The following is a 19,809-nucleotide window of genomic DNA, read 5'->3' as shown; positions in this document are numbered from 1 at the left end:
ACTCACTCACTCACTCACTCACTCACTCACTCACTCACATCAATTATCTTTGCGTCTATTCTTTATGATTTTGTCAAAAACTCATCTAAATTCAATAAGGCATTTGCCACCAACATGTAAGCGGCTTTGGAGGACAGTTTTTTGCTATTGTCCTTTGCCAAATCACCGCCCAGGTATTTCGCGGCTGAAGCTGGTGTTTTGTTAAATTCGGCAAGCGCTTTTTGGTAGAGCAATTCGAGATCAGCAATCTTCTTGGGATCAGCCTCCCGAAGCATTGCCCTTCGATAGCCTGCACCGATACTATTTTTTGTATTTCCTTTGCCTTCCCGCTCCATGATTTCGCCCAAATGTTTTGCAGCTTCGAGATATACTGGATCATTGAGCGTCGCCAAAGCCTGCAATGGTGTATTAGTCCGTATACGATCAACCAGACAGACCTCCCTACTGGATGCATCAAAGGAAACAAAGGATGGATAAGGACTGGTACGTTTTAGGAAGGTATAGACACCGCGTCTAAACTGATCTTCACCCTCACTTTTCACCCAGGACTCACCACTATACACTGTCATCCAGACACCATCCGGTTGATAAGGCATGACACTCGGCCCATACATTTTATTGCTTAACAACCCACTGACGGCCAAAGCCTGATCGCGGATCTGCTCTGCGGAAAGTCGGAATCGTGGTCCCCTTGCGAGATAATAATTTTGGGGATCTTTTTGTACATTGTCACTATTTAATGTTGACGACTGCCTATAGGTGCCCGATAGGACGATCTCACGAACCAATTTTTTCATGCTCCATTTTTTTCCATTCATAAGATCTAGGGCCAGATAATCCAATAATTCACGATGAATCGGTGGTGTACTCTGTGTACCCATATCACCTAATGGTTCAACCAGTCCCCGGCCGAAGAGCTGCGCCCAGACACGGTTAACCAAAGTGCGGGCAGTCAATGGATTTTCTTTACTAACAATCCACTGTGCGAAGCCCATACGATTTCGAGGGGCTCCCTTTGGAAAATCATTCAGTGACTCCGGAACCATAGGCTGTACTTCCGCACCCAAAGACAAACGATTTCCGCGGATAAATACATTGGTTTTCCGCTGCATATCCTTCGGGTTTTCGATCATAACAGGCACTCCTTCGGGCTGTAGATTGACGAGCTGCAAAAAGGTACGTTGCAGATGCTGATTTTCCATTGGTTTCCCGAGAGGAAAATCTTCGCGAAAAGCAAACCATTCAATCATACATATTGGCTGACCAGCTGCAACTGCTGCATTTTTAAAGACCAGGTAGAGATCATGTACACCTGTAGTTGGTACGATCGGTGCTTGAATAACCTGTCTTCCCGAAGTTTTCGGTAAATCCACATTGGTTAACAGGGGACCATGAGGGTTATTGAGGTGCACCTCCATTTTCCCTCCGACCGCATCGGTCCAGAAATTCATGAAGAGTTGTTTTTTGCCATCCAATGTAATTGCTTTCAAACGAGCCGATCCGCTATTGCGCACACCAAGCCATTTTGTATCGTACAATGCACCATCCACAATCTGATCACTATAATGCGCATGAATCTTGGGTTCTAGCGTATGCAGAAACAGGTCTGCTGATTTCACCTCGTTTACATTTCCATTTGCTGCCAGCCAATGCTTAATGCTATCGATACGTTTTTCGTCCTGTGCAGCGTAAAAACGTAACTTCGGATGATCTCCCTGTGTATCTTCATCCCTTGTATTATTGAAAAATGCCAGCGATTTATAGTATTCTTCAAATTTAAACGGGTCATAGGTATGGCTATGGCATTGTACGCATTCAAATGTTGTACTCAACCATACCTGATAACTGGTATTTAAACGGTCCAGCACGGCCGCCATCCGAAACTCCTCACTATCGGTTCCCCCCTCATCGTTATTCATCGTATTGCGGTGAAAAGCAGTTGCGATAAGCTGATCTTTGGTTGGTTGTGGCAGAAGATCTCCTGCGAGCTGCTCAACTGTAAATTCGTCGTAAGGCATATCGTTATTTAAGGCTTTGATCACCCAGTCCCGATAAGGCCAAATACTACGGGATCCGTCTTTTTCATAACCTTTGGTATCTGCATACCGTGCCATATCCAACCACCAACTGGCCCATTTTTCACCATATTTGGAGGAGGCTAATAAGCTATCAACTCTACGGGAATATGCATCGTCGCTCTCATCTTCGATAAAAGCACGGGTTTCGGCTAATGTGGGTGGTATACCGATGAGATCCAGATAAAGTCTCCTTAATAAAGTAGCTCGGTCGGCTTCATCGGCAAATGTCAGATCTTTGGACTTCAACTTATCCTGAACAAAATAGTCAATGTCATTATTCACCCCTTTGGGTTTTATTCCAAATAGTCCCGCAAACGAAAAGGTTTTGGGTACTTCAACGTCTTTAGGTAATGTGTAGGCCCAATGTTCACCCCACTTCGCACCTTGATCAATCCATTTTTTTAAGATGGCGATCTCATCATCATTCAGTTTGGGTGCATTGTAAGGCATACGTAGTTCGGGATCATCCGACAGCAATCTTTTCATAAACTCGCTATGTTCCGCATCCCCCGGAATAATCGCCGATTTGCCAGACTCAGCTTTGGCAAAAGCTTCATTTTCGAAAAGAAAACTAAGCCCTCCATTTTTCTTCACGCCACCATGACAGGTAATACAGTGTTTATTTAATATCGGTTTGACATCTGCACTAAAATCTATTGTTTCTTCTTTGCGAAATGTAAATATTGCAATGCAGGCGACAACTACGGCCAATGATGCTAACACCATTAATTTTCTATTCATAGCAATAAGGTCTATTCTATATTAGTCAGTTATTAGGTTTATTTATAATTTTTATTTCACTATTCCAGTATCAGTTAATGGGATAGCTACAAGTAAATCAACATCAGAATGGATATTTATTTATGGTTATAAAAATAAAGAAGAACAATGGGATATACTAGAACTAGATTAACAGAAATATAATCTATATTACCCTCACATAGGCTAATCTTCGTTTTTACCCCCATTCGTGCGATGCGGTTCCCATCAGCATCCTATAACAATTTGGTTACGATATCGTAGTCAGCATTGCTTTTTATATTTTTAATCTGGTGCTAAACTGATATTCTTTCTATCTTATGATCTATTTATTCTGTCTTTCTAAGCGATAGTTGATAAGGCTGGCTACTGTTGACGAGTCACAGCTTGGAAGCATGCAATTTGCTATTGGATACAGCAAGTGGAAAATGAGATGCAACAAAGGTAAAATAAGCTATAAAAAAGCCTAAATAGTGTCAGCCTTTGATTGTAGTGACCACTAAATTTGTAAAACCATATCCACATAAATTATGAAATACGTCTTTCTTATATTACTATTTTTCGCAGCGCGTCTGGTTATCGCCCAACCGTCCCCTGCTTATAATCTCCATTTCAAAGATCTTGCAACACGATGGGATGAAGCCATCCCTTTGGGTAATGGTCAGCTGGGTGCATTGATCTGGAAAAAGGAAAATGCCATCCGGCTATCCTTGGACCGTGCTGATCTTTGGGATGAACGAAAAGCTTTTGAGATAGAAAAACATGATTTTAAATGGGTACAGCAGCAATTGAAAAACAACAGCTATCAGGCGGCCCAACAATGGGGCGATTCACCCTATGACCGTTCTCCCTATCCTACCAAACTTCCTGCGGCGGCGATGACCTTAAACTTAGCTAAATTCGGAAAGGTCGTATCCAATGTACTAGATATACAAACTGCTGTACATACACTGAAATTCGACGACGGAAAAATACTTACCTCTTTTGTCCATGCGACCAGTCCAATGGGCTATTTTGAAATCACAGCGAAGAACATTAGCGACCTTGGTCCAGAGCTTATTCCACATGAATATGAAACCAAGACCAATACGGATGAGCAAAAAAGTGTTGTCGATGGTCAAAGTTTAGCCAGGTTGGGCTATAAACAGGGAAATATTGTTAAAATGGGGAATGCGCAGCTATTACATCAGGAAACTTATGATCATCACTTTTTTGAGGTCATGTTATGTTGGGAAAAAGTCTCATCGACCAAATTGATCGGCTATTGGACAATCAGTAATGATGAAAAGGTCAAGAAACAACCGCTATCACTCGAACAATTTGAAAAAGCAAAGCGAAGCCATCTCGCATGGTGGACAAGCTATTGGTCTAAATCTAACATTTCCATCCCTGAAAAAGATCTCGAAAAACAATACTATCTGGAGCTTTATAAATTAGGGGCCACAGCACGCCAAGGAGCTCCGGCAATAACCTTGCAGGCTGTTTGGACAGCAGATAATGGTGGACTACCGCCTTGGAAAGGCGACTTCCACAATGATCTCAATACCCAACTGAGTTATTGGCCGGCTTATACCGCCAACCGAATGAATGAAGCACAAAGTTATACGGATTGGTTATGGAAAATCAGACCGAAAAACCTTGCTTACACTCAACAGTATTTTGGTGTTGACGGATTGAATATCCCGGGTGTGCTGACCTTGAACGGCTACCCTATGGGAGGTTGGATCCAATATTCCCTTTCGCCTACGGTCAGTGCCTGGACCGCCCAACATTTTTATTGGCAATGGAAATACAGTATGGATCCCAATTTCTTAAAAAAACAGGCCTATCCTTATATTATAGAAGCAGCGACCTATCTAAAAAATATTACCTATCTCAAAGATGGGAAACGCTATCTACCCCTGAGCAGCAGTCCAGAATATAATGATAACAGCACTGCCGCCTGGTTTAATAGTTGGACCAATTTTGATCTCAGCCTGGCACATTATTTATTCGCTATAGCAGCCGAGGTCAGTACAGCTAACGGCAAAACTGAAGCAGCAAAAGAATGGACACGATATGGCGCCGAATTGCCCAATTTTGCCACAGATGAAACTGGTCTCCGCGTTGCAGAGGATCTGAGCATGAAGCATTCACATCGGCATATGTCACCCTATATGGCTATTTATCCCTTAGGAATACTTGACATCAATAATACGCAAGACAAATCGTTGATTGAAAAATCGCTGTCACATTTAGAGCAATTGGGCACCAGAGCCTGGGTAGGATATTCGTTCTCATGGATGGCCTGTCTCCATGCGCGGGCGAAACAAAGCAAACAAGCTGTCAGCAACCTACAGAAGTTTGCCCATAACTTTTGTTCCATCAATTCATTTCACCTCAACGGCGACCAAAACGGTGGTCAATATTCTGATTTTACTTATCGCCCTTTTACATTGGAGGGAAATTTTGCCTTTGCACAGGGGGTTCATGAATTGTTAATTCAGAGCAAAAATGATTATATCGAAGTTTTTCCGGCCACTCCTGAGGAATGGAAAGATATATCTTTTAAAAACCTGAGAACAACGGGCGGATTTATTGTCAGCGCTAACAAGAACAACAACAAGATCACGTTATTAAAAGTAACCGCTAGCCAAGATGGTATCTTCCGCATTTTTGAAAATACAGACCTTCAGGATATCTCAACTAAAAAGCGGCTTTCAAAAGATAAGAATTTGCAATATATTAAACTGAAAAAAGGTCAAACAGTTCATCTAAGTAGCATCTAATAAAATCCGTATTATCAATTCGTTATGATCAACCGAAAAAAATTCATCCAGTTAGGAGGTCTAGGCATAGGCGGTCTCTTGGTCAACAAGAGCCTTGCCAGTGCGCCTATAACCTCGACAAAAAGCACTGTACTCAAAACTGACAAAGTTAAATTTGGCGTTATCGCAGATCTCCATCATGATCTCATGCACGATGGTGCGCGTCGGGCCAAACTCTTTATTGACGCGATGAAGCGTGAAAATCCCGACTTTATTATTTCCTTAGGTGACTTTTGTTTCCCAAAAGCCGAAAATAAAGAATTAATGGATATCTGGAGTGGTTTTACAGGAGAAAGGCACTTTGTCATCGGCAATCATGATACTGATGGCGGATTCACAAAAAAACAGGTAACCGATTTCTGGAATAGCCCTGCTCCATACTATTCGTTTGACAAACAGGGATTTCATTTTGTTATCCTAGATGGTAATGAAAAAAGCCAAACCAAGAAAATTGAAGGTTACCCCCGCAGTATCAGTCAGCAGCAATTGGAATGGTTAAAAAAAGATATCGGAAGTACCAAAAACCGGGTGATCATCTTTTGCCATCAAGGGTTGGACAATGACGATGGTGGATTGGAAAATGGAATGGCCGTAAGATACCTGTTAGAGCAGCTGAATATCGAAGCCGGATTCAATAAGATTTTACTTGTCCTGACTGGCCACCACCATCTCAACTATCATAATGAGATCAATGGAATTCACTATGTACAAATCAATAGCGCCTCGTATTACTGGGCCGGTGATACATTTGAAAGCAAAGCATTCGATGGGGAGTTCTACAAAAAGCATAACATTCTAAGACGGACATTGGTCTATCAAGATCCTATCTGGGCAACTGTTAGCATAGATCATAAAAAAAATATCCATATCCAAGGAACTGAAACCACAATGGCCGGAATCCCTTTGTCTCAGGTAGGTATAGATATCCACAAAGATGTATATCCCATCAGTTCAAAGATCGATGACAGGCACCTGCGGTACTAACCGCAATCTATCGCTAGTGTGGTAATGTAATGGTCAAAAAGAGTGCTTACCATCTTTTTGGCCATTCTTATTATAACCCCGCAAACCGCATATTCGCTGGATAATACAACTTAAAAAATGAATAAATAAAGTTTTGAAAAATATAATAGGAGTAATACCTTTGTGTTGTTTATAATTAATCTAATTAAGAATGCAAACCAGCATGAATAAAATTATCATCTACCTCCTGTTGTTCATTCCGGGCACCCTCCTAGCCCAAGGACAGCACAAAGCCGAAGTTTACGGCAAAATTTTCTCTTCAGATGGCAAACCCATCCCGGGAATAACAGTGAAATTGCTTCCTCAGGACATCACAGTATCCTCCCGAACCAATGGCTCTTATCAATTTAAATCTTTAAAACCCGGACCTGCACGGCTTGAAATATCGGCCGTAGGCCTACAATCTTTAGTTCGAGAAATTCAGATTGCAGACGACAAAAATAGGATTTCAGATATTTACCTCAACGAGAACCAATCTACCCTACAGGAGATTGTCATTAATGGGAATGGAGCTAATAAATACACAAAAAAACAGAGCCTCTATGTATCGAAAATGCCACTTAACAATCTCGAAAACTCCCAGTCCTATACCGTCATTACTAAAGAATTATTAAAAAGCCAGCTTAATACCAATTACGATGATGCTTTGGCAAATGTTTCAGGTATAGACAAATTATGGGCTTCAACAGGCAGACCCGGTGATGGAGTCACCTATTATACACTACGGGGCTTTAGCACACAGGTCGCAATGGTCGATGGTGTAGTTGGCATCGCCAGTACCAGCCCCGACCCAGCCAATCTCGAGTCTATCGAAGTTATCAAAGGGCCATCAGGTTCGCTTTATGGCGGTGCAGCTGTTGGCTTTGGTGGACTCATCAATAATATTACCAAGAAGCCTCTGGATACTGTCGGCGGCCGTGTCAATTATCTATTCGGCAGCTATGCACAGCATCGTGTCACAGCGGATGTATATGGACCGCTGACAACGGACAAAAAACTTTTAGGTCGTGTGAATACAGCTTTCTCAAATGTTGGTAATTATCAGGATGCTGGTTTTAACAGATCCTTTTTTATCGCACCGTCGTTACTTTACCGACCAAATGAAAAACTGGACATTCAATTAGATGTCGATCTTTTTCAAAGTAAGGCAACCAATCCTTTAATGGTATTTCTCAATCGTTCTCGCCAGCTTTTTGCCAGAACACCTGATGAACTACAATTTGATTTCAATAAATCGTATACCAACGACGATGTGACCTTTAAAAATCCAACCACGAATGTACGAGGTAATGTGACCTACCGCTTCAACGAACAGTGGACATCGAATACCACAGTAAACTATAATCGACGCAAGTCAGATGGCTATTTTCAATATATCATGTACCTTCAGGAAAAAAATGATACATTGATCGACCGCTATGTTGCAGATCAGAATTATACTGCCAATAACTTCAATGCACAGCAAAATTTTGTGGGAGACTTTCATATTGGTGAACTTCGAAACAGATTGCTTGTCGGCGTTGACTATCTTTACCAACAAGCTGAAAGTCATAATTCACCTTATATTTTATTTGATCAGCTCAACACCTCAATTGATGATCCTAGATATACCAGATTCAATGCCGCAAATATTGAAGCTGCCATAGCAGCTTCAACTGGGGTCAAGACAAACACAAGAAGCCGCAATCAGGTTTTGGGCGCCTATGTCTCCGATATATTGGATCTTACACCGCAGTTACATCTGAATGTTGCTTTACGCGTGGATTACTTTGACAATAAGGGAACTTATAATTTTGATAAAGACACCACGATGGGGGCTTATAATCAAACTGCTTTTTCTCCTCGTGCGGGTTTAGTGTATGAATTTGTCAAAGATAAAGTGTCATTTTTTGCCAATTATCAAAATGGATTTAAGAATGTAGCCCCAATCCCGCCACCACATCCAAGTGTATCGGGAGACTTTAAACCGCAACAGGCCTCACAATGGGAAGCCGGGGTTAAATTTAACCTACTCAACAATAAACTTGGTCTAACGGCAAGTTACTATGACATCACTGTTGATAATATGCTGCGTACTGAATCAAGGGTTATTGATGGACAGACCTACAATATTACTGTTCAAGATGGAACCCGTCTGAGCCGCGGTATAGATTTTGATTTAACAGCCGCCCCTATCCAAGGTTTGAATGTTATATTCAGTTATAGCTTTAACGACAGCAAAACAACAAAAGCGGCTGCAAGTGTGAATAATTTGCGACCAACAGAAGCTGGACCAAAACATCTTTCGAATTTATGGGCCAACTATATTGTACAAAAAGGAACATTAAAGGGTTTCGGTATCGGAGCAGGACTCAATTACGCAAGTGAGAATCTAATTACAAACAGTGTACCTACTGGCATTTTTACTTTACCCTCCTATATGCTATTCAATGCAAGCCTTTCCTACGGTTATAAGCAATTTGAATTTGCTGTAAAGGGGAATAACCTGACCAATCAAACCTATTTCAAAGGTTGGACCACTGTAAATCCTCAAATGCCGAGAAATATTCTAGGTAGTGTAGCCTATCAATTTTAATGAAAGGAACAAGAGCTAAAGACACAGAAAAGGGGCGATATATCGTCCCTTTTCTGTGTCTTTAGCTCTTATTGCATTCCAACTTACTTCTACACAGTATGATTTATAACCACGACTGTTATGGTAGTTGAATCAAAAACTCGTCTTTCGGCAATCTAAATTTTTTCAATTTCAATAACCAATCCTCCTCACCCAGGCGATAACCTAAAGGTAGCAAAACAACACTTTTTAAGCCTTTTTTATCCAAGCCCAGTAATTTATCCAATTCGACGTTAGAAAATCCTTCCATCGGTGTAGCGTCTACTTTCAATTCTGCGGCTTGAGCAATAGCCATTCCAAAAGAAATATAAGCTTGTTTAGCTGCATGTGCAGCCTGCTGTTCTTCAGTAAGTGCAGCGAACATCTCTTTCAACCTATTTTTATATTCGTCGGTTGTATCCAACGGGAGGCCTCTATGGTTGTTCATATGATCAAAAGTCGCATCAATGCGTTCGTCTGTGTATTTATCCCATGCCGCAAAAATCAGGAGATGTGAGCTTTCTGCAATTATTTGCTGCCCCCAAGCAACAGGTACAATCTGCTCTTTCAACTGTTGATCCGTGATCAGCACAACACGAAACGGTTGCAAACCAGAGGAACTCGGTGCCATACGCGCTGCTTCGATAATTTTGTCTACGTCATTCTGATCAACTTTCTTTGTTGAATCGTATTTTTTGGTTGCATAACGCCATTCAAGTGTTTCTAATAATGCCATTTTCTTTTGTTTATTTACTGTCTATTTTATTTTTCAACGTCCTAATATTAGGTTGTTATCTATTATAAATTTGATAAAAAAAATTAGATCTGGAAATAGTGTTCGAACGATTGTCCATATTTTTAAATTTTTATTTATATCATAAATATAGTAAATATTTAGATGTTCAAACATTTAAAAGAATTTAATGACAAAATTGTGTTTGGATTCTAGTAAAGTTGATCTTTCACACATTTCTGATGATTAGTGGCTCATTATACTAACGCCTTTTTTTCGCAAAAGGATTAAAAGAAAGTCCGACGTTCACATAAAAAGATGGATCTGCAGAAGCTTCCCAAACATAATTATTTTGACGTTCACTTTTTTCAAATACTCTTGACCTTGGAATGGTCTTCATACCTGATTTGACTGTTGCAATAAATGATCTTCCCAAATTATGTTCGTAGGTCAATCCTGAATTAATCTCCATCTGATTAAGGGTATAAACCTTATCTGACCCCAAAAAGTCATAGAGATAAAATATCGTAGTATTGAGGTCCGTGCCCAGTGAAAGTCGACCATTCCGCAACATCGTTTTACGTACAAAAGCGCCTTTTGGTAATAACACATCTACCATCCAACCATCAGCATACTGTTGCTTATAGGTAAAGGTGGGAATAACAGGAACAATAGCCCCCGGATCCACAAAACCCAACAATCCGATTGTCATTTGTACATCCTTCGACGCCTTTAATACTAAAGTTCCAGTCAACATGCCCCGCACCCGTTCAATCCCCTTTTCACTTCCATCCGTCATGATACTGGCCGAATAAATAGCCATTTTACCAAATAACTTTGAGAAGTAAGAGAAATTAAGCGATTCATAATGGTAATGGAAATCCTGTGAACGCATTTTTAAAGGTTGTGCGCTTAAATCCGATTCTTGTAGATTCAATGTGGTATACTGATATCCAAGGCTAGTCCCCAAAGCCCAGTTACGCCGGTTTAAAAAATTGACATTTAAACTCCCCCCAGCCTGATGGAATGATTCCACCCTACCTCGGGTGCTGGCAGCCCCCTTAGCGTTAGCTGAATATTTGTAGCCGCCATTGTATTCATAACTTAGATTCAGTACTCTCGCTGCGGGAAATTTGTCAGCAACAATGGCCTGTACTTTTTGGGGAATACTGTCTTTTGTCTGTGCGGAAGCACTGCATATCAGGGCAAAGCTCCCAAACAACACGAAACTCTTTTTCATTTGGATATTTGTTTTTGTCTATCTATTCTTTTTCAATTAAATACTCCGCGAAAACTGCTCTTTTGGAAATCCGAGCTGAGCTTTAGCTTGTTACAAGAATAGATCAATTGGGTACGCCCATTTATTTTTTTATACAAAAGGGTCAATATTTTATACAAAAACAAGCGCTGTTAAAACGGTTCCTCCCCAGCCTAATTACTGAATTTACTTTAGTATAAAAAAAAGCGGTCTTCGTATAAAAGAAAGCCATTTTGAAACAAAAAAAATTACTTTTGCTGAATTAGGGTCAGTAATCCAGATCAATATGCAAGACTGCAACAATCGTATTATTTTACGCTACTTAACGGAAAAGAAGTTCCGGCTTTTACGACATGGCCTGTTTTTGGTTGGCCTGCTTATTCTTTTTGCCAATGCCAATACAAATAACCAATTTCTGGGTAACTATAAAACCTACTTCTCTTTGGCACTCTGGACGGTTTTCGTGGCCATGTTTTATATCAATATGTATGTGTTGATCCCGCAGTATTTTTTCAAGGGAAAATATGAAATCTATACCATCTTGCTTATTCTGCTGGTGACAGCGAGCCTACTCGTGGTCATGCAAATTGCGATATATATTTTTAGTATCCATATCCCGACGATCGAAAGACAACGAACCAATACAATGGGTTTTGTCAGCGGTTTATTTATCTGTATTCCCATTATCTTGACCACCACCACTTTTAAGCTCTTTAAGCGTTGGATCGAGGATAATAAACGTATTTCAGATCTAAAAAACCTGGCGTTGACAACGGAGTTAAATGCGTTAAAGAATCAGATTCAGCCACATTTTTTGTTTAATATGCTCAACAATGTGAAGGCATTAATTCGGAAAGACCCCAGTATGGCCACCGAGGTTATTATCAAACTTTCCGATTTTTTGCGCTATCAGCTCTATGAAAACGATACAGATAAAACGCTTTTAAAATCCGAAATAAACTTTATTTTCAATTTTCTAAAACTTGAGGAAATACGTCGGGATAACTTGAGAACGTCATTGTCCTGCACGGCGGAATTAGAAAGGCAAAGTATTTTTCTGCCGCCACATCTTTTTACTGCCTTTATCGAGAACGCGATCAAACATAGCGTGAACTTACGTGACGAGCATACGTTTATTGCCATTCATTTTACGCAGACAGATGAACAACTTTGTTTCGAATGTGAAAATTCGATCGATCCAGATCTTTCGAATACCCGTTCTAAGTATGGTGGACTGGGATTAGTCAATGCCAAACGACGGCTGGATTTGCTGTATGGTGATAATTACGAACTTACAATATCAAAAAATGACCTGCTGTATCAGGTAAAATTAAAAATTCCATTATGAATTGTATCATTGTAGATGATGAACCCTTAGCAAGGGAAGAAATGAGAAATCTGGTCGAAGAAATTTCAGCTATAGAAATTATGGGTGAGTTTTCCAATGCCCTATCTGCTATGGAATATCTTGCGACCACATCTGTTGATCTCATTTTTCTCGATATCGAGATGCCTACTGTCAATGGATTGGATTTTGCACAATCCTTACCTAAGGATGTGCTGGTGATACTGACGACAGCCTATACACAATATGCCTTGAGGGGTTTTGAACTGGATGCACTCGACTACCTCCTTAAACCTATCAAAAAAGATCGCTTGGCCAAGGCAATCGATAAAGCGCTGACCTATAAAAATCTGCTCAATTTAAAGGAAAATCAAAGCACCTTTGAAGATGCGAATGAAGATGCTGTATTTATCAAATCGGATCGAAAATACTACAAGATCTTATTTGGCGATATTCGATTTATTGAGGCACTCAAAGATTATGTTGTTATTTATACGCGCACTAATAAACTTATTACGGCAATGAATCTAAAAACAATGCATCAAAAACTACCAGCCCATATATTTGTTCGGGTTAGCAAATCCTATTTGATCAATTTGTCTTTTATTGATTCTTTTGACAACCATACGATATACATTGACAAGTTCGAGATCCCGATTGGCGAGATTTATCGCGAGCCGTTTTTTAAGCAATATACAGGCGGGCTATTGTAAGATCGTCTGTACTGTGCTTTGAATAGCATTAGGCCAATACAAAGCGATCTAGAAAATCTACTTTTATACCATGCTTATGCAGCAAAGCTGTCAGTAGATCAACGGAACATTCTTCTGTTTCTACCCGAAATATAGCGTCTTCGTCATCCAGATCCAAGGTCGCCGACTGTATCTGTGGCAGGTGGAGCTTTAACAACTGCATCAGGAACGTCTTCTTCTCTTTTGTTCGCACAGAGCTTTTAAAAATTAATATCTGCTTTGCTTTCATTTTGTAAATTTAAAATTGTATCCACCTTCTTCTCGGTTTATATTTATCCGGGATTTTCACAAATCTATTATTTCAGGCTTTCACTGGTTGGGATTTTATACGAAAGCAGGCGTTTATTATACCAAAGGTCTGAGCCAGATCGCCCCCCTACTTTTCTTTATCTGATTATCTATTTTTTTTAAGACCTTTGTATATCTTTAATTGAACAAGCAAATACAAAAAGCAGGATGTCTATTACCAACGAGAACGAATTGACCGGAATGCAAAAAGCGAGTGCGGCAGTTGCCCAGACGCTTAAAGCGATGTGCGACTATGCTAAGGTGGGCATGTCAACCAAAGAATTGGATGAGTACGGGGCGAAGATATTAGAACAATTTGGTGCAAAGTCAGCACCAGCGCTGACCTATAACTTTCCGGGTTGGACATGTATCAGTGTAGACAACGAGTTTTGCCACGGCGTTCCGTCTGCGGATCGCTTATTACAGGAAGGAGAACTTATCAATATCGATGTATCAGCGGAACTAGATGGTTTTTGGGCTGATAATGGGGCTTCTTTTGTGGTTGGTGAGGATATTCATCATCATCAAAAATTGGTGGACGCTTCAAAGGAAATACTTCAAAAAACGATAAAAAATATACGTGGTGGTGTTAAAATTGCGGACATTGGCCAACTGATGGAAACGGAAGCAAAAAAGAGAGGCTATAAAGTGATCAAGAATCTCGGTGGTCATGGTATCGGACGCAGTTTACACGAAGATCCAGATGAGCTGCTCAATTATAGGAACAAATTTGATCAAAGGCGGTTTAGAAAAAATTCAATTGTTGCGATCGAAACATTTATCTCGACAACATCTACCTATGCAACGGAATTAAATGATGGCTGGACGATGGTCGGTGACAAAGGTGGATACATGGCGCAACACGAACATACCATCATGATTACCGATGGTGACCCAATTATTTTAACGGCAGAAAATGGTATTTTCTGTTAGGAAATTATACCCGAAGAGCTATTGTCTTTTACTGTCTCAGACGATACCTCTTCGGGATAAATTACCTTTATAGGGAACTCTTTTTACACTGGTCTCTCCATAAAATCTAAAAGACTTATCTTCAACTGTTTTTGCTCCATCAAACGAAGAATCAATTCATCCACCTTTTTTGTCGATTTGACCACCATGGTAAATAACTTATCATCGAGATCAAAGGAGATGGATATCACTGTCGGAACGAGCAAAAAAATATATGTTTCCAGTTCTTTCCTGCGTAGTAGCACTCCTCTTCCTACTGCAAATAATTGTATATAACGCATCATAATTATTCAATATAAATCCTACCTTGATTACCTAGCTATTCCTAATTTTACCCCATAGCATTCAACAGCAATGCGATAAGATGAATGTACATTACAAAACAGCTGATTCAATCCCTCCAAGTGCTGCATGATGATCACTTTTTGCTTTCTTTTTTCGAGTATTAGTGCCAGATGATCTGCAAAATCCAGATCATCATCAATAAGTATAAACCGATCGGCGCTAAGCGCGGCAGCCATCTTTTCTATTTTCTCGCTGCTGTGACTTGGATTGATCAGAATCAGCATGTTTGTTGTTTTCATTTCGAGTATTAAGATCGTGAGATTAGAGCCATCCGCCTCCCAAGGCACGGTAAAGGGATGTTATGGCATTAATTTTTTGTGCTTTCACTGTAGCCTGATCCAATTCGGCCTGCAGCCTATTGGTCTGTGCGACGATCACTTCCAGATAAGTTGCCTCATTAAATTTATAAAGCAGCATTGCATTTTGAACCAGCTTGTCCGAACGCTCTACCTGCAAGTTGGATGTCTCCAGTTGTTCCCCCAGTTTATCAATCTGAATCAGTGCATCAGACACTTCACCAACGGCTTTTAACATGGTCTGTTTGAAATTCAATTCCATTTGGTCCTTTGCAATTTTTGACTGCTCCAAACGTGTCTTTAATTGTCTGCCGTTCAGAATGGGCTGTACAATTGTCCCGGTTGCAGTGGCAAACAGTGACCCCGGTAGATTGAACCAATTATTTGCTTTAAATGCATTTAACCCTCCCTGTGCAGTGATATTTAAATTTGGATACATACTTGCTCGTGCCACGTGTATCGTTGCCAGGCTCCGCCGGATATCCAATTCGCTACTGCGCAGATCCGGCCGATAGCTCAACAGGTTTGCAGGGACACCCAGTGAGAGATTTGCCGACGACTCCACCTGATCCAATCGCATGATCCTTTTTACTGGCCCCGGCACTTCCCCAACCAAAATACTTAAAGCATTTTCCTGCACCTGAATCCCAGCCTCTAAGGCTGGAATCCGTTTGGCAATCTGATCCCGTGTCACTTCCTGCTGTTGTACTGACAAGATATTTGCCAACCCCAATTCGACCTGTTTATTAAGGATAAATAAGGTGCTATCTGCAAATGCTAAATTGCGCTGCGATATTTCCAGCTGCCGATCCAACAGCAGCAGGTTGTAGTAGCCTTGAACAACCTCAGCGACCAAACGTGTTTTGATCGCGCGGACAGCTTCCTGAGTTTTGAGAAGATCCACCAAACTCTCCTGCTTTTGTCCATTCAATTTACCCCAAATATCAGCCTCCCAAGAAATCTGAATTGAGGAGGTATAATCCATGGTATATTTTTGACCCATAAATTGACTGGCCATCATACCGTTCATACTGTTGCCCGAAGGACGGTTAATTCCCACATTAGCAAGATTCGCATTCACAAGTGGCACATTCAGCCACTTGGATTGCTTATACCCTTCTGAAGCAAATTCAATCTGCTTTAGGGCAACTTTCAAATCATTATTTTTCTTTAATGCGCTATCCAGTAGCGCAACGAGCATCTCATCTTTAAAAAAATCACGATAGGAGATCTTCGCGATACTACTATCAGCTTCATGCTCGTCCTGATTTCGGAAATGATCAATCGGTTTAATTTCCGTTCCGGTATAATGTGGTACACGGCAGGCATTCACTCCTATTACCGTTGTCAGAAAGACTACACTATACCAGCAATTTCTTTTTATCTGTTTCATTTTATCTGATCATTAATTAGTAGTCCCACTCGCTTTCATCCAACTCGCGTCCATTCAATCGTTCGTGGAAGTACTGAAATACCACAAAGAGTACAGGTGTAAGGAATATCCCCAATACCGTACCCACCAGCATGCCGAAAATAGCGGCATAACCAATGGAATGATTCCCCATTGCCGAAGGTCCCACGACAAAAACGAGTGGCACGATCCCCGTAATAAAAGCCAATGAAGTCATTAAAATAGGTCTTAGCCGTGCTTTTGCACCTTCTACCGCGGCAGCAATCAAACTTTTCCCCGCTTTCCGACGCTGACTCGAAAATTCTACAATCAATATCCCATTTTTTGCCAATAGCCCAATGAGCATCACCATTGCGATCTGTATATAAATATTGTTTGCTATCCCAGCCATACCAATTCCCATAAATACCCCCGAAAGTCCCACCGGAATGGACAGCAATACGGAGAATGGTAATATGTAGCTTTCATATTGAGCAGATAACAAGAAGTAAACAAATACAATACAGAGCACAAAAATGACTGTCGTTTGCGATGTCGCCATGCTTTCTTCACGACTCATGCCCTTATAATCGAAGGTATATCCTGGTGGAAGCAGCTGTTTGGCCACCTCCTGTATGGCTGACATGGCTTGCCCGGTACTATACCCCGGAGCCGGCATTACAGTAAGGTTTGACGCGTTGAATAGGTTGAACCGCTCTACAACCTCGGGTCCGGTAATAGGTTGAACCCGCACCAACGTACTGATCGGAATCATTTCTTGTCGGCTATTTTTCACGAAAACCCCTTGTAAGGACTGTTCGTTGGTTCTGGTTTCTGCCGTAGCCTGAACCAGTACGCGATAATATTTGCCAAAACGATTGAAGTCCGAAGCCTGTATACTGCCATAGTATCCCTGCATAACGCCGAGTACATCACTAACGGCTACGCCAAGCTGTGCTGCCTTCGCTTCATCTACCACTACCTCATATTGGGGGTAGGAAACATCAAATGTGGTAAAGGCCATAGCAATCTCCGGCCGCTGCATCAAAGCGCCCATCATGCCATAAGATATATTGCCTAGCTTCTGTAATTCCGCATTCGTTCGGTCCTGTAGGACCAGTTCCATTCCACTCGAATTACCAAACCCATCTACCGTAGGTGTATTTAAAACTAGAAAGTTGGCTCGCTTATCTTGTCCTAGTATCCCCTGTAACTCTCCCATAACGGCCCCAAGATTACTCACTTTGCCTCTTTCTTTTTCAGCTTTCAGGCGAATAAAGAACGTACCGGCAGCAGATGACATTGCTCCAGTGAACAGGCTTAACCCATTCACGGAGATTACTTCGCGAACAGCAGGATGAGCCATTAACTTGTTTTCAGTATCTGACATCAATACTGTTGTCCGGTCTTTTGATGTTCCAGCGGCCAAATTGGCGGTAACAATGATAAATGACTGATCCTCATCAGGGATAAAGCCTTTTGGTGTATTCATCGTGTACCAGGCAAACAATCCGCCAAACACTGCCAAAAGCGAAAATGCGATCCACTTGCGTTTGATCATGATTAGAATTGCCTTTCCATAGCGAAACGTAAGTTTATCAAAAGCGGCATTAAATCCGGTGAAAAAGCGCTGCTTGAATGTAGCCTTATGATTTTCGTCGGAATGGGCTGCATGAGATTTCAAAAGGATTGCACATAAAGCTGGGCTAAGTGTCAAGGCATTCACCGCTGAGATGACAATCGCGATAGCCAATGTCAGCGCAAATTGTTGATAAAATAAACCTGTAGAACCGTCCATAAATGCGACCGGTACAAACACAGCAGACATCACCAAGGTAATCGAAACAATAGCACCCGATATTTCCCCCATAGCTGACATCGTAGCCGCTTTGGCATTTAGTTTCCGTCGTTCCATTTTGGCGTGTACGGCCTCTACAACAACAATGGCGTCATCCACGACTATACCAATTGCGAGGACAAGGGCGAAAAGCGTCAGTATATTGATCGAAAACCCAAATATTTTCATGAAGAAAAATGTCCCTACAATTGATACAGGTACAGCAATGGCCGGAATTAAGGTAGAACGGAAATCTTGTAAAAAGATAAAGACGACGATAAATACCAAAATAAAAGCTTCAATCAAGGTTTTGATGACCTGGTCAATTGACTGATCCAGCGATTCCTTGGTTGCATAAGGTATCTTATATTCCATGGTTCCCGGGAAAGACTTTTCCAATTCTTCCATTCGCTTTTGTAATGCAATTTGCACCTCATTGGCATTCGATCCACTCATCTGAAAAATGGCCATGGTAACGGCAGGTTTCTTATTATAGTTGGATGCTACGGTATAGCTATAAGCCGCAAATTCAACCTTGGCAACATCTTTCAGACGTAATACCGAACCATCATTTTGGGCCCTGATAACAATATTTTCGTATTGCTGAGGTTCGGTGAATTTCCCTTTATAACGCATCACATATTCCTTTACCTCGGTACTCTGTTCACCGAACCGACCGGGAGCGGCTTCCAGGTTTTGGGACTGTATGGCACGTGATACATCACCAGGTGTCAAGTTATATGTATTGAGTTTGCTGGGGTCCAACCATACACGCATCGCGTAATCTTTATTGCCATATACCATCGCGTCCCCTACTCCTTTGATACGCTTAAGTTCGGGTACTACGTTGATCTTACTGTAGTTTTCCAGGAAAAGGTCATCCATTGTACCATCTTTGCTGGTTAAGGTGACCATCGCGATCATACTATTTTGACGTTTTAAGGTCGTGATCCCGCTTTGAGTAACTTCTGCAGGCAACTGGTTGGTAACCTGGGCTACGCGGTTCTGGACATTGATGGCGGCCTGATCCGGATCTGTTCCCAATTTGAAGATTACGGTAATATTTAATGTACCATCATTACTTGCTGTCGATGAAATATAATCCATATTCTCGACACCATTGATAGCATTTTCAATGGGTGGTGCGACTGACCGTGCAATTGTTTCGGCATTTGCTCCCGGATACACAGCTGTCACCATAACAGTAGGTGGTGCAATATCCGGAAATTTGGTAATGGGTAAGCTGAGCATACCGACCACACCAAGAATGACCAATAAGACAGAAATCACGGTGGCCAATACTGGTCGTTTAATTATTTTTTTTAACATGAAT

Annotated in this window: 14 protein-coding genes; 6 read left to right on the top strand and 8 right to left on the bottom strand. The window is 41.2% G+C overall.

Annotated features, from left to right (window positions below; genetic code table 11):
- Nucleotides 1–62: 62 nt before the first annotated feature.
- Nucleotides 63–2,819 (bottom strand): DUF1553 domain-containing protein, encoded by a 2,757-nt coding sequence (locus AC07UV_RS06630; protein WP_495183114.1) that lies wholly within the window; start codon nucleotides 2,817–2,819, stop codon nucleotides 63–65.
- A gap of 548 nt (nucleotides 2,820–3,367) precedes the next feature.
- On the opposite strand from AC07UV_RS06630, the gene AC07UV_RS06625 reads away from it, so the two are divergent.
- The 3 genes from AC07UV_RS06625 to AC07UV_RS06615 all read left to right on the top strand — a co-directional run bounded on the left by AC07UV_RS06625 (nucleotide 3,368) and on the right by AC07UV_RS06615 (nucleotide 9,242).
- The gene (locus AC07UV_RS06625; protein WP_495183113.1) at nucleotides 3,368–5,605 is read left to right on the top strand and encodes a glycosyl hydrolase family 95 catalytic domain-containing protein; all 2,238 of its coding nucleotides are present in this window, start codon (nucleotides 3,368–3,370) and stop codon (nucleotides 5,603–5,605) included.
- Between the two features lie 24 nt (nucleotides 5,606–5,629).
- Nucleotides 5,630–6,628 carry a metallophosphoesterase family protein gene (locus AC07UV_RS06620; RefSeq protein ID WP_495183112.1) on the top strand — a complete coding sequence of 333 codons (999 nt, stop codon included), beginning with the start codon at nucleotides 5,630–5,632 and terminating at the stop codon, nucleotides 6,626–6,628.
- Nucleotides 6,629–6,830: 202 nt separating this feature from the next.
- A complete protein-coding gene (locus AC07UV_RS06615; RefSeq protein WP_495183111.1) occupies nucleotides 6,831–9,242 on the top strand; it encodes a TonB-dependent siderophore receptor in 2,412 nt (803 codons plus the stop codon).
- Nucleotides 9,243–9,360: 118 nt separating this feature from the next.
- Here the strand turns inward: AC07UV_RS06615 and AC07UV_RS06610 are convergent, their stop codons facing one another.
- Both AC07UV_RS06610 and AC07UV_RS06605 read right to left on the bottom strand, forming a co-directional pair.
- Nucleotides 9,361–9,996 carry a nitroreductase family protein gene (locus AC07UV_RS06610; protein WP_282255191.1) on the bottom strand — a complete coding sequence of 212 codons (636 nt, stop codon included), beginning with the start codon at nucleotides 9,994–9,996 and terminating at the stop codon, nucleotides 9,361–9,363.
- Between the two features lie 259 nt (nucleotides 9,997–10,255).
- Entirely contained in the window at nucleotides 10,256–11,233 is a 978-nt protein-coding gene (locus tag AC07UV_RS06605; RefSeq protein ID WP_495183110.1) for a hypothetical protein, read from the bottom strand.
- A 304-nt stretch (nucleotides 11,234–11,537) separates the two neighbouring features.
- Here AC07UV_RS06605 and AC07UV_RS06600 point away from each other — a divergent pair, with 304 nt between their 5' ends.
- Complete coding sequence (locus tag AC07UV_RS06600; RefSeq protein WP_495183109.1) at nucleotides 11,538–12,599, top strand: sensor histidine kinase; 1,062 nt, start codon at nucleotides 11,538–11,540, stop codon at nucleotides 12,597–12,599.
- On the top strand, nucleotides 12,596–13,309 hold the full coding sequence (locus AC07UV_RS06595; RefSeq protein WP_282255194.1) for a LytR/AlgR family response regulator transcription factor: 714 nt from the start codon (nucleotides 12,596–12,598) through the stop codon (nucleotides 13,307–13,309). Before AC07UV_RS06600 ends, AC07UV_RS06595 begins: the two co-directional genes overlap by 4 nt.
- A 28-nt stretch (nucleotides 13,310–13,337) precedes the next feature.
- On the opposite strand, the gene AC07UV_RS06590 is transcribed toward AC07UV_RS06595, so the two are convergent.
- Nucleotides 13,338–13,577 (bottom strand): hypothetical protein, encoded by a 240-nt coding sequence (locus AC07UV_RS06590; RefSeq protein ID WP_282255195.1) that lies wholly within the window; start codon nucleotides 13,575–13,577, stop codon nucleotides 13,338–13,340.
- A 227-nt stretch (nucleotides 13,578–13,804) separates the two neighbouring features.
- Between AC07UV_RS06590 and map the strand changes: the two genes are divergently transcribed.
- The gene (gene map / locus AC07UV_RS06585) at nucleotides 13,805–14,569 is read left to right on the top strand and encodes a type I methionyl aminopeptidase (RefSeq protein WP_282255196.1); all 765 of its coding nucleotides are present in this window, start codon (nucleotides 13,805–13,807) and stop codon (nucleotides 14,567–14,569) included.
- An 83-nt stretch (nucleotides 14,570–14,652) separates the two neighbouring features.
- Here map and AC07UV_RS06580 read toward each other — a convergent pair whose 3' ends face one another.
- From AC07UV_RS06580 to AC07UV_RS06565, 4 genes are read right to left on the bottom strand one after another with little or no spacing between them, the layout of a single operon-like run.
- The gene (locus AC07UV_RS06580) at nucleotides 14,653–14,892 is read right to left on the bottom strand and encodes a hypothetical protein (protein WP_259178429.1); all 240 of its coding nucleotides are present in this window, start codon (nucleotides 14,890–14,892) and stop codon (nucleotides 14,653–14,655) included.
- 27 nt (nucleotides 14,893–14,919) lie between these two features.
- Nucleotides 14,920–15,192 carry a hypothetical protein gene (locus AC07UV_RS06575; RefSeq protein ID WP_282255199.1) on the bottom strand — a complete coding sequence of 91 codons (273 nt, stop codon included), beginning with the start codon at nucleotides 15,190–15,192 and terminating at the stop codon, nucleotides 14,920–14,922.
- Between the two features lie 22 nt (nucleotides 15,193–15,214).
- Nucleotides 15,215–16,642 (bottom strand): TolC family protein, encoded by a 1,428-nt coding sequence (locus tag AC07UV_RS06570; protein WP_495183108.1) that lies wholly within the window; start codon nucleotides 16,640–16,642, stop codon nucleotides 15,215–15,217.
- A gap of 16 nt (nucleotides 16,643–16,658) precedes the next feature.
- On the bottom strand, nucleotides 16,659–19,805 hold the full coding sequence (locus AC07UV_RS06565; RefSeq protein WP_495183107.1) for an efflux RND transporter permease subunit: 3,147 nt from the start codon (nucleotides 19,803–19,805) through the stop codon (nucleotides 16,659–16,661).
- Nucleotides 19,806–19,809 lie beyond the last annotated feature (4 nt).

The organism is Sphingobacterium sp. GW821-FHT03E03 (assembly GCF_059420745.1).
The sequence above is the reverse complement of the archived record's forward strand: the minus strand, read 5'-3'. Positions and strand labels throughout refer to the sequence as shown.